This is a genomic window from Acidisoma sp. S159, assembly GCF_009766125.1.
Classification (GTDB): Bacteria; Pseudomonadota; Alphaproteobacteria; order Acetobacterales; family Acetobacteraceae; genus Acidisoma.
Genome location: NZ_LMUG01000104.1, coordinates 109,802 through 122,249, shown reverse-complemented (window position 1 = coordinate 122,249; position 12,448 = coordinate 109,802). Strand labels below are relative to the sequence as shown.

6 protein-coding genes are annotated in these 12,448 nt (G+C 59.3%); 3 read left to right on the top strand and 3 right to left on the bottom strand.

Annotation, left to right across the window (positions count from 1 at the left end; genetic code table 11):
- Nucleotides 1–13: 13 nt before the first annotated feature.
- Together GSQ92_RS29715 and GSQ92_RS29710 are read right to left on the bottom strand one after the other, a co-directional pair.
- The gene (locus GSQ92_RS29715) at nucleotides 14–388 is read right to left on the bottom strand and encodes a response regulator (RefSeq protein ID WP_159014926.1); all 375 of its coding nucleotides are present in this window, start codon (nucleotides 386–388) and stop codon (nucleotides 14–16) included.
- Nucleotides 389–3,191: 2,803 nt separating this feature from the next.
- Entirely contained in the window at nucleotides 3,192–4,418 is a 1,227-nt protein-coding gene (locus tag GSQ92_RS29710) for an MFS transporter (protein WP_159014924.1), read from the bottom strand.
- Nucleotides 4,419–4,708: 290 nt separating this feature from the next.
- On the opposite strand from GSQ92_RS29710, the gene GSQ92_RS29705 reads away from it, so the two are divergent.
- Entirely contained in the window at nucleotides 4,709–4,846 is a 138-nt protein-coding gene (locus GSQ92_RS29705; RefSeq protein ID WP_216857043.1) for a hypothetical protein, read from the top strand.
- Nucleotides 4,847–6,032: 1,186 nt separating this feature from the next.
- On the opposite strand, the gene GSQ92_RS29700 is transcribed toward GSQ92_RS29705, so the two are convergent.
- A complete protein-coding gene (locus GSQ92_RS29700; protein WP_159014923.1) occupies nucleotides 6,033–7,580 on the bottom strand; it encodes a winged helix-turn-helix domain-containing tetratricopeptide repeat protein in 1,548 nt (515 codons plus the stop codon).
- An 811-nt stretch (nucleotides 7,581–8,391) separates the two neighbouring features.
- On the opposite strand from GSQ92_RS29700, the gene GSQ92_RS29695 reads away from it, so the two are divergent.
- Complete coding sequence (locus tag GSQ92_RS29695) at nucleotides 8,392–10,002, top strand: GMC family oxidoreductase (RefSeq protein ID WP_159014921.1); 1,611 nt, start codon at nucleotides 8,392–8,394, stop codon at nucleotides 10,000–10,002.
- A gap of 2,086 nt (nucleotides 10,003–12,088) precedes the next feature.
- Nucleotides 12,089–12,448: winged helix-turn-helix domain-containing protein (locus GSQ92_RS30680; RefSeq protein ID WP_216857042.1), on the top strand; the 360-nt coding region annotated here is incomplete at its 3' end.

Here is a 12,448-nt window from a genome sequence, read left to right as displayed (position 1 = left end):
ATCCGCCAGCTGATTAACTAGCGGGTTGCTCGCCTACAGTAGCTGCCGCGTCCGCGGCAAGTTGACGCACAAGCTTCGCTAAAGCTGGCAGCGAAAATGGCTTTGACAGTATCGGAACGTCCGCGTGCCGAGTGCCTCGCAGCATCTCGGATCCAAATCCGGTCACGAAGGCAAATGGAATTCCTTTATCGACCAGCACATCCGCGACGGGCAGGCACAACTCGCCATTCAAGGCCAAGTCGACAAGTGCCACATCGATCTGCTCAACGTCCAGAAGGGCAATTGACGCTGCTATGGTCGTCGTCGGCCCGACGATGTCACAGCCAAGATTGGTCACGGCCTCCTGGATCAGGAGCGAGATAAAGGCCTCGTCCTCGACCAGCAGCACACGCGTGCTCACCGTAGGACTTCGTTAGGAAATAGGGGAAAGTGGGAAGGCAGGGGCGATGGAGCCATGGCCCAACCTGCACTCATGCAGTCCGGCCGACAACCTGCATCTTTGAGGCAGGAGAGGTTCCGGCGTGTAATGGGTGAGGGCCAACCGCTTGCCGCCCCGCATCCCAAGCTCCCGCAGACTGGACTGCGGGCACTCGCCCCAACGAGCGTCGGCGCCGTCAGCGATCGGCCTACGCCAGGCACTTGGGCCAAGGCGACGCGGAAACGAGCCGCGTCAGCCATCGGCTTTTCTGTTCGGGCGGGCCGCGGCGACCGCGCTCCGAGCGACGCAAGTTGCACATTCGGCGACAAGCTATTACGCACACAAAATTGGTCGCCCTTTCATGGCATCGGCCGACTGAGAGCGGCATGCGCTCCCGCCAAATGCGCGGGAGGGGTGAATGCCCGACCCGATACCTGAGGTGAGACCTACGAACACATCCCCCGCTCCTCGATGGCGGCTAAGGCTGGTTAAAGCCGATGGCAGCCATGAGGCAGAGCGTTATTTCTACGACCTCAGAAGCTTACTCGCCGCTGCAGCGCGGTTTCGAAAGGAATTTCTCGATGTTCGCCTGATCATAACGGTTCCATTGGAAGCGTCGCAGGAAGACCGCGATATTGTCGGACAGATCGCCAGTCGAGTACCACGCAATCCCATTTAGTGATAATGTCTGAGGGTCCGAGCGTTTTCCCGGTCCATGATCTTCGGTGTTCGTTACAAGGTGGCACGGAAGACGGTAAGCAATTCCTCGGCTGAACACAGCGTTCTTCGATGGCGGATGTATGATTACAGATTGAGTTATTAATCCGGCAATATCTCGACGGCTACCCCGGCCCGCAATTTGAATTCGCCAGATGTGATTCGAGCATGGAACCTCTCCATCATCTTCGTCACGGCGCCGGCGTCACTGCCATCAACCCCATATCCAGCGGAGCACCTTGGGATAAATAGCCCTTGCTCGAAGAGGAACGCCCCCACCCGAGAGGGAGCGAAAGTTTTATGGTGGGACATGATTTTCGAAGATCACGCCCGTCATGCTCGAAATCTAAAGAGCTCATTGCAGCCTCCATGCCTTGCAAGGCGGGAGGGCTATCGCCTCTCAGCCACCGACGCCCTGGGATAGACCCTTGCCGGTGATGCGACAGTTATAGGCCAAGTCCCGTCCGAGTGAGATTGTTTTCGCAGGGGATGCAGCGTACCGCGCTGGGCTGAGGTCTCATTCCCCCTCAGGCAGGAATTTCCGCAGCAACTCGCCTGTCCCGCGCATCGCGCCCCACAATCGCCGGTTCTCGGCCTCAAGCTCGGCAACACGCTTCTCCAGAACAGCTATTTCCGCTTCTTTGGAAGATCAGAAACGAGCTTGTCCAGGTAGCCTCCTGTCGCAGCATCAACGATGTAAATAGGTTTGAGCGCTCCATGATCACAAGCCGCTGCTTGATCACATGGCCATAGATTCCTCCGATAGCCAATCAATTGTAGTGGATTTCTTTGCGTTCGCTTGAGGGTGTCCCACGAGATCACCCTGATCGAGATCTACCGGATGCCTTATGTGCCATAGCCGCTCATGCGCAGCGACAAGGGTTTCCAGTGAGCGGCGGTTGCTAAATTCGACTTGACGGGGCCTACGCGTAACCATGGATTCCAGAATATTCAGCAATTGCAACGCGACCAGAGCATCCTGCTGATCACACGCCTGATGAAACGCAAGAAGGAGTTTGTCCGAAAGGCGTCGATTATGGCGGGGAACGCCTCGCGGCTATCAAGGTGAAGGGGATAGTTTGAATCTTCCAAGGTGCTCTTCCCAACGGGCTGAAGCCCGGCACGTGTGGCGCTAACATCCGGCGGTCGATTTCGTTGGCGAATTGGTTGACACCGCAATCGGAGATAGTAATAATTTAAGATATTCTACCATAAACTAAATCCCGCCAAGGGTTTTTTGCAAAAAGCGGCAAATATTCAAGCGCGGGCCAATTCGTAATCCTGAGTTGCAAGTCGAATTCCAAAAGAAGACCTTTTTACGAATATTTGAACACTACTTTTCCGGAACTGTCGTGCAGATTTTGAAAACAGGGGGCCGGCTGGCAGATTTCATTATCAGCCATACCTCCAGGGAGGCCCCGGGGTAGACGGCTGCGCACTTTGTTCCCGTGACGCGTGGTTATCCGGCTAATGGACAGACACGCAGCCAGAATAGCGGCATCAACTACCGTTGGAATGCGCGACGCTGCGATTCGGCTCACCGACGGATAGCTGTCAACACCTCGATGAGGTCGCCGACGTCTTCACAGCGTCGGATGTTCGTGCGGCACCAGCCGATCGGCTAGCCGCTTGATAGAAACACGGCCGAGTGATCACAAGGCTGTCACCGAGCTCGCTGCTTCCAAAAATATTGCAGGTCCTGAATGCGCAAACTCTGGCGGCGCCCGCGCCATTCCACCAGGTCATTAGGGTCGCATCGCGAACCTCTTCCGGAGAAGATGCAATTTCAATATGCACGCCCGCGCTCCCTGTCGCACTGGAAGCAAGAGGCTATGAGTATGTTCCGTCTGAAACGGCTCCCCATCCGGGGTCAGATTCCAGGCCTCGATCCACGGGCGGAAAGCATGCAATAACTGGTCCGAATTCCCAATGTGCTTATTCGCTTCTCTAGCGATCAACAGCAGGGATCCAGATCGGGACGACCTGCGATTTTCACGATACGAATTTCTGGCGCCGTCAAATTGTCATGCTCCACAATACCTCGGCTCTTGGCCAATCAGATATCCACCGTGACGGGCGTTTTGATACGGGTGATGTTCCAAAGCATGAAACCCGACAGCGCGAGGAGCGCGGCGGCGACCGCGCTGTTGGCGATGAAATCCGCCCGGAACGCATAAAGCCAGGCGCTCGCCATGCCGCCCACCGCGGCTCCGGTCTGATAGAGCGCGTTGAGGATTGCGTTGAGGCTGCCACGCTGTGCGGCGCCAACCAGCAGCATGGCGCCCCCGAGCATTAGGGCCATCATCAAATCCCGACCAAAGGCGAAGGCCGCATAGGCGCCAGCCTGGAAGAAGGGCAGACCCGTCCCGAAGGGGACGATAAGAACCACGGCGGCGATGCCGATCGCGGCCGTGGCGCAGAGGCCCAAGGGGTGCCGGAACAGCAGACTCAGCCGGCTCGAGAGGAAGGCCCCGAAGAGCCCGCCGATCTCGCCCAGGAGAAGCGTGGTGCCGATCGTGCCGACGCTGTGCTTCGCCAGTCCATGTTGGATCATCCAGCTTGGGTAAAGCCCCATGAAGGTGACCACGGCTGCCGCCCAGCAGAAATAGGAGGGCAGCAGGAGCCGCGTGCTGGCGTCCAGCGACAGGGATAGCAGCCGAATCTTGTAGGTCTGCCGGCTCACAGGACCCGTTGCCAAGGCTGTTGGATCTGTCGCAGGGAGCGTTGATGCTCCCACCGCCAGCAGGAGGCATACGAGGGCCAGGAGAATCAGCGGTAGCTGCCAGGCCACCAGGCCTCCCAGGAAGACGCCGATCGACATCGCGAGTAAAAAAGCAAAAGGAGCCGCTGTTGTGACATAGCTGGTCACCCTGGTCCGGCTCTGGGCCGGGATATAGTCGGCGATGGCCGCGAAGACCGAAGCACCGATCATCGGCATGAAGAGGCCCGTGACTGCACGCCCGGCGATGATGGGGACGGCAGAAGCCGAAAGGGCCGTGGCTGCCAGGACGATGGCACAGCCTATACCGCCCGTGACGATGAATTTTTTGCGGCCAAGACGGTCAATAATCGGCCCAAGGGCGAGATTGCTGGTCAGGGCCATGACAGGGAATGCCGCTAGAACCATGGCCGCCTGGGAGGGAGAGAGGCCGATATCCCGTTGAATGAAAGGCAACAGCGGGATCATCATCGCGACGTTGAAGTTGATCACAAAGAAGGCCGTCCAGAGGATCGCCACGGTCAGCATTCCATTCCCCTCAAATCCGGGGAGAGCTTGGGGCAAGCAGGGGACCGCCTCAAGGACATCAACGAACTTTCTCAGGTGGCCGCCGCGTCAGCGCTCGATACAGGGTGAGCGAGGTAGGTGGTTTCCGGACGGACCGCTTGCGGGCATATGCGTCCGCGTAATGCCGTTCGCTGAGCGGACCTTCTATGCGTCAGCCGCGCGATATGGACAGGCCCGCGAGAAGCGGCGCGTATGCGGCGAGCTTGCTGTCGCCCGGGGCGACGGCGACCGACCTCGCGAAGGCGCGCTAGGCGAATCGGATCGACCCAGCGTCCGTCCGCGAGGAGGTGGAGGCAGCCGGCTTCGTGCTGGATGCGGAAAGCACCATTCTCGCTAACAAGGACGATCAGCACTCGATCAAGGTGTTCGATCCTTCGATCAAGGGCGAGACCGATCGGTTCGCCTACCGCTTCGTGAAGCCCTGACGGGCTCACGAGGAAAATGTGCGTCGCGGGCACCGAACGGACGGCAGGTTTCAGGAAACGCTCTCTGATTGGCGAGCGACCTAAAGGGGTCGATAACCGCCTGACCGATTCGGGCCTCGGACCCCACGGAGGTGGCATTGAGCCAGTTGATCCGCGCCCCGCCAAGCCGCTCTCGTGTTGGCGAAGTTGCAGAAAGCAGGTCACTCTCCATTGAGAAGTATTGAGGCTAGCTCGCTTCCGACACGCCTTGGCGAACTCGCTCCATCGACGGATTCTTATTAATCTCAATACGCGAGAAGACCTGTAATCGCGTGTTGACGTGCGCACTTGGTCGATCCTTGGCTAACCCAACCGAAGGGCGGCCGACTTAGTTAGGACTTCGCCGCCCAACATAGGTTCGGGAGGTTTCGGCGGACGATCGGCAAGCTTTCGTTACACGGCGGCCGGGTCAAACTACAACAACACTGCGCCGCCGCTCGGGACTGAATTTCCCGATGCAGCCTTACGACCGGACAAATCGGCAGCCTGCGGGTCGGAAGGCGTGCCATGTTCCAATAGGAGTTGAAATGCGCGCGACCCGTGAGATGCTGACTGTGTTAGCGGTGGCCATGTTCGCTTTCCCTGCATTTGCTGATAGAGCGCCGCAGGCGAGCGGGATGCCAAGATTGGCAATCGGTGGCCATGACATTGTCGCCTATTTCTACTGCCAGCGCGCATTATGCCAGGGAGCGCCAGCGGCAAACTCTACGCCAGCCGTACGAAATACTGGGCGACTGAATTGCGTCAAGACCAAGCAGAAAACATAAGCCTTACTGGAAAGGATTGGGGATCGGTAAAAGACATGCCTGAGACAGCGAAGTAAAACACGGAAAGAGCATGGTTAAGCGCCCTTTTTCCTGCCTTTCTTGAAGCGCGTGTGTCAGGCCCGGCGTCAGATGTACTCAATCGAGGCGAGGCGGTGAACGTCACGACCCGCCTTCAGCGTCAGCTCGGGCACTCGGAACTGCGGCTTCCAAAGCTTCGCGGTCCAGCGCCGGCCACGGATGAGGCTTTACGGTCGCCGCACTACCTTCCCTTACCCGGCGTATCGGGTTATCCGCGAGGCCGCCGAAAGGAAGCTAATCATTGGCGTTGTTATGGAGGATGGCTCGTCAGCCGCAGCCATCCTCGTGCTCATTCGGTCCTGCTATTCGGGCAGTCCGGCGAGACGCAGGCACTTGGCGAAATGTTCGCGATCACTTGCTCTAGCAAAAAGCGCCCTCGTGACAAGACCGCCTATCGTCACTTCGGGTTGAATCGCCAAGCAGTGCGCCACCAACTCCTGAGTGCGTTCGGCAAGACCCAGCTTCGCGCAACATCCCGCCATCATGGCGGACGCTTCGGCGTCTGTCGGTGCACCCCGGTCGAATTCTTCCAAGGCTTGTACGTAGCGGCGCATAACGAACTGGGCGACCCCGGGCGCGGGCCGGTACAGAAGAGGTGCGAAGTACGGATCTATGCGCCGCGCATCGCGCAGATACTCAAGTCCCTCTTCCGCGCGCCCAATCCTGGAAAGGAGTACACCCAGGTCGGCCTTGGTCACCGGGTTGGCCGGGTTAATCTCGGCGGCGCGCTCCACATGGCTCAGCGCAGCGCCGAAACATTGCCGGTCCAGATAAACAAAACCCAGTGCGGCATGGCTCGCACTTTCACCGTCCGACAGTTCGGCGCCGCGCTTCGCGAGCGTGAACGCACGATCGAGGATCTCCGGCGATCCCGCTAGCCCGAAATGCCAATCGTCCCTCAGGAGCATAGCCAGCAGGCTGTGAGGAAGCGCATATCCGGGGTCGAGCTCGATTGCATGCTCAAAGAGGCGCTTTGCCTCGGTCCGCGCCGTGGGCCTATCCCATGCCAGCCAGTCGGCCAGCATCGTAAGGTCGTAAGCGGAAGGGTTGCACGGCGGCCTGCTGCGTAAACGCTCTGCCGCGCTTACAAACATCCGACCAACCAGGGTTCCGGTGATTGTGCGCACCAACTCGTCTTGAAGCGCGAGGAGACCTGTTATCGGACGATCGTAACGTTCGGCCCAGATCTGATTGCCCGACCGGGCATCAATCAGCTGAGCCGTGATCCTAACGCGCTCTCCCAACCGGCGGACACTTCCCTCCACCAGGAAATGCACGCCAAGCTCGCGTCTCGCCGCCTGGACGCTAAGGCGCTGACCCTCGAAGCGGAAAGTGGCGCTGCGCGAGGTAACCGCTAGCGATTGCCAGCGCGACAGGTCGGTGATGATGTCTTCGGTGATACCTTCTGAAAAATACCCTTGCTCGCGATCCGAAGACATGTTGACGAATGGAAGGACGGCGATAGAGACCTTAGTTGCTCCGACAAGCTGTCCGCCGTCAGCCGCAGACGCTGCACCGAACCTCGTCTCGTCGGCGCCTTCGGGACGCACCAGCCGGTAGCCGCGTTTCGGCGCGGTTTTCAGCACGACACGGTCGTTGTCCAGGATCGCCCTTCGGATCTCGTGGATGCACTGCACGAGGCTGTCGTCAGTCACGGTGAGTCCGGGCCACAACGCGTGCATCAGTTCATCTTTGGTGGCTAGCTGCCCGGCGTGCTCGGCCAGGTAGCGCAGGACAGCAAACGCCTGCGGGCGCAAAGCGACGGAAACTCCCGCTGCGGTGCGTAATGTCTCGCTTCCGAAGTCGGCAAGGACACCATTGATGGCAAGCTTTTGACCCAAGACGTCCATCCAGTTCTCCACTGAACCACGGCCGTCGGCACCCCTCGGAAGCCGAGTTAGCACATTTCGACGTGGCCGCCGCCTCAGCCAGGGCCGCACCACGCCGAGTAGCGAAATTTCGCAGAATTTCGGCGGCCGATCGGAAAAATTTCGTTACGCATGATCGGACAAGACTATAATGCTCCAAACCATGTCCGGCGCTTCAACCTCCAAGTCGTCAGGCTCGTTCCGGATATTGAGATTGTCTACAAAGTGACGGGCGATTGGTAGAAGTCTGCGAGGCTGGCGCAATTAGCACGATCTGGATCCGGCCGGCTGCTCGGCCCTGGCTGTCGCGCCGGGCGAGGCGGGTCGTCAATCTCTTCGGCTAACCGAATGGCCTGAACCGAAACAACGAGCAGTCGAAGGTCAGCCGGAAGGCGACAACCGGAAGGATCGACATCTTCCCGATCGGACTCCCGTTGGCCTCTGGTCAACACGCGCAAATGGATTTATCGCGTGACGCAACCTTGTGGACCGGTTTTTCGCTGCTGGGCTTGGCTGGCAGTCGATCTCAGCGTAGTTTCGCTGCTGCAACTCAGCCCGCATTTGGTTTCTCTTTCTGAAGTGCTGCGATCGTCCTTCTTTGACGCTTTATCGAAAGCGGGTTGCGGTCGACCTTGGCCGAGAACGGAGTAGCACAGCGTTGATCCATGTAGCGCGGCCGATTTGGCCTATCATCGTTCTCAGACCGGGATCGCGGCCATGACGTCAGAGTGGGCCGAGTTGCAGGAATAACAGAAAAAGTGTGCGTTCTACGCTTTGCGCTGGGGGGTGCCGGATGTCGTTCGATTATATCATTGTCGGAGCAGGCTCGGCTGGTTGCGTGCTGGCCAATCGGCTGACCGAAAATCCGGATTGTCGTGTTTTGCTCATTGAGGCTGGTGGCGAAGCGACGAATCGGCTGGTGGATAGTCCCGGCGCCATGACCCGTTTGGCGGACACGCCCGTCGACTGGGGGTTTCGCACTACACCGCAGGCGCATCTGTTCGACCGCGTGATTCCCTATCCGAGAGGGCGCGCCGTGGGGGGCAGCAGCGTTCTCAACTACCTAATCTACATTCGCGGCAATCGCGGCGACTACGACCATTGGCGGCAACTGGGCAATGCGGGATGGGCCTATGATGATGTGTTGCCGTATTTCAAGCGTGCCGAAAACAATAGTTCCATCCGCGATGATTTTCACGGAGAGGACGGTCCGCTGCAAGTCGAAAACCTGCCCAATCCTTCGCCTTTACGTGCGACCTACTTGGAGGCCGCGAAGTCGATCGGCATCCCGTTCAATCACGATTTCAATGGCGCGTCGCAAGCGGGCTGCGGCTGCTATCAGGCGACGTTGAAGAAGGGTCGCCGCTGCAGCACAGCGGTCGCTTATATCGAGCCGATTCTTGGCCGTCAAAATTTTCACCTGGTCGGCCATGCCATCGTCACCCGCCTGATCGTCGAGAACGGGCGCGCTAGGGGGGTCGAATACATCGCGAGCGGTCGGACGATCGAGCGAGCGGATGCCGACGTCGAAGTGATCTGCGCCGCGGGTGCGATTGGCACTCCGCATTTGATGATGCTGTCCGGCCTTGGGCCAGCGGATCATCTTATCGAACATGGCATTCACGTTGTGACTGATCTGCCCGGGGTCGGTCGTGACCTGCAGGACCACATGGGAAGCATTGACGTCCGCGCGACGGTGCGCGACCCAGATGCCGTGTACGGTTCAGGGCCGGGAGATTTTGCGGCAAGCCTTGATCAGTTCGAACGCGATAGCAGCGGGCCGCTGAGTACCACCGGCCTGGAAGCGGGAGGCTTCATACGGGCTGACAACGATGATGCGGACTCGGGTCTGCAGATTTTCTTCAATCCCGGCACTGCCGAATTCTTCAGGACGAACGGCGTTGCGGACCGGGACCACTTCTACATGAGCTGTTACGTGTGTCGGCCGAAGAGCCGAGGATCGGTGACGCTCGCATCCGGCAATCCGCTTGACAGCCCGCTCATCAATCCAAATTACCTGTCGCATTCGGATGATCTGAGGTTAATGATCGCGGGCATTCATCGCCTCGTCGAGATCATCCGTGCCCGGCCCTTTGACGACATACGGGGGGGTCTGATTGAGCCCGATCCCACCAAGCTCAGCAAGGCCGACCTGGAGAATGTCGTGCGGCAGTCCGGCACTACCAACTGGCACCCGACCAGCACGTGCCGGATGGGATCGGATGACCAGTCCGTTGTCGACGCTGAACTGCGAGTTCACGGAGTGGCGGGACTGCGCGTCTGTGATGCCTCGGTAATGCCGAGCTTGGTCAGCGGCAACACCAACGCCCCGGTCATCATGATTGCCGAGAAGGGCGCGGACCTGATCCGTAACCGCGGCGCCTCTCAAAGGTTGCGATCCTGACCACGCTGCTGCGACGCGCGACATCCGGCATCGACCTCGCGCTCAATTAGGAGCCTAAGGTGGTGTCTCTAGCTTGAACCGATCACCCTGCCTCAGAGGAGGCCGTGTGAAACGCGTTGGGGGGATGGGTGCTGACAACGACGCTGCCAGTTTAGTTTTCGCGTTCGCCGTTCCGCTAGGTGATGCTGGTCAGACTCCCATTGCTTCCAGGAGGCGGCCAGAACTTATAATTGTAAGCACTCACTACATGTTGGAGGCTGCTACTTGCAGCCTCATTTTTGCGCGGACCCGCTTGAGCGTTCGGGTCGGGAAATTTGTGGCGCCCATCCAGGCCTTTAATGTTCCGAAGGGAGGCAGGGGCGTTCGGGTGAGGTCAAAGAAGTCGACCAGTCCGACACCTGATTGAGAACGGCGCTTGCTGGCCTACGTAAACTCCACAGCTTAACCGGCAATAATGGGCCCCGGCTATGACTGATGACTCGAGCATCAGGATGAGGACCTGACGGTGAGGCAGCTGGGTGAGCAATTTGGTCGCGGTTTCGCCGAGGCTAACCTAACCACATTCGAAGCCGTCCTTCTCGGTGCCGCGGACTCACTTCTGCAGGGAATGGCCGAGGCGGGAGAAGACGAAGAGGTTGCCCAAGCTGCGGTGGATCTGTTCCGCAAAGGTGCTCGAGATGAGTGGACGCGGGTATCTAGGGCTCTCAAGAATGCCACGCCTGGCAGAGTCTAGCAGTAGCGCCCATGCTGAACTCGGAGTCAAGCTGCGCACGACCGTGGCGAGCCTGCGCGCGAAACGTCCTGCCAAGAGCTGCTGATCATGGCGCTCCTGCGCACGCTCGGGATGGAGCAGAAAGCAGCGCTCCCGCGGCTGCCTCGATGCTATGGAGGAAGGGGAGGTCGTCCCTTCCCGGTCGTCGATCCAGGCCAGGTTGAATCTGACACAGCGCGATGGACCGACATGATGCGCAGAGGTTTAGACGGGGGACTATGTGCTGGTTCGAAAAGATCCGCCGAGATGGTGCCGGCCTCGCCCATCTATCTATGCCTCACACCATCGGCAATTCTGCTACGGCCCCGATCCGGGTTGGGCGGTCGAGTTGGTACCGGAGCCGAGGAAAGGGGATCGGCTGGTCAATCGTTGCCAGCTTTAGGCTGCTGGCCGTCCTCCCTGCGTGGCACCCTGCCCGCGTGCGCCCGCCGCAGCCCTCGAATCGGGACCACCGCCGCCTAACGCTGCAAGAATCTTGGGCGGGCGCCATAGCGAACAAGAAAATCGAGATACTGTTGCTCGTGAACACGCCGAGTTTATGGGTACGCCTCGGCAAAAACTACGGCAAAAGGAGCACCGCCGAGCACGAGTCAGCGGCCCAGGGCCGCGTCGATAAGCCTAACAACCTGACGTAGCCCTGATCCGGACTAACCGGAATATCAATCTCATATCGGGCATCGGCGGTCCCGGGAACCTTGGTTACGATTATGACTGACTTCGGCGGGATCGTGGTGCCGGTATTGTTTAGGATATCGAGAGAAGAAGTAGATGGAAATCCGTGAAAGGCAGCGCGATAGACGAGGGCGCAGGGAAGTGCCTTGCCCATCGCCGGATTCGAAGGTGTTCCCGTGCCGGGAACATCCGGTTTGTCCTGGGCGCTTGCCGGCACTGCTACCGCAAGAAGTGCAAACGCAACAAGTGTTGTTGTCTTCACAATGAACCTCACCCAGCCAACACTCTGTACAGGCAGCCATTTCGTCCAAGCCAGAAGTCATTTGGGCACCAGCCGCCCAACATGCTCAGCAAACGCGGGCAATATTGTCGCCCGCTATCCTTACAAAAGACGCCCGCAAACTGCGCGCCTTTGAGCTTAAGGGTCAGCGGATTGTGGCCGCCCCTAGCGCTGGAAGACCCATTTTAGGACCGCAAGGACAAAGAGCGCCCCTTGCGGCGGGCTATGGTCGTTCCCTTAGGCCCAGTACGGCCACTACGCAACGAAAGCTCTCCGAGGTTTTGCGAAATATTGCGAACAAATCGCGCAGAGGTGCTAGCGTGGGTTCGGGTGCCGGGGCCCGTCATTTGGCAGAGGGCTGGATGGACGCGCAGGGTCGGAAGCTTGCCATCAATGGTGTGATTGCCGATTTCGGCAGCGAGACCTTGCGTACTGCTTCGGGGCATTCCGTGCCGTTGCGGCCGCAGGCGTTTGCCGTCCTGCGCTACCTGGCCGAGCGCGCCGGGCAGCTCGCCACCAAAGACGAACTTATTCACGCGCTCTGGCCTGGACTCGCCGTAACCGACGATAGTCTCGTGCAATGCGTCCATGAAATCCGCTGCGCGTTCCAGGATAGCGGCCGCGTCGTGCTGAAAACCGCGCCGAAACGCGGCTACAGGCTAGTGCTGCCAGATGAGGCGGCGGGGGGTTGGCTGGGTACAGCGTCTGCTGCGGACGGCAGA

What these genes read in the sequence shown, in the direction of transcription:
- GSQ92_RS29700 (WP_159014923.1), bottom strand. Translation starts at nt 7,580, where the DNA reads ATGGACGTCTTGGGTCAAAAGCTTGCCATCAATGGTGTCCTTGCCGAC.
- GSQ92_RS29695 (WP_159014921.1), top strand. Translation starts at nt 8,392, where the DNA reads ATGTCGTTCGATTATATCATTGTCGGAGCAGGCTCGGCTGGTTGCGTG.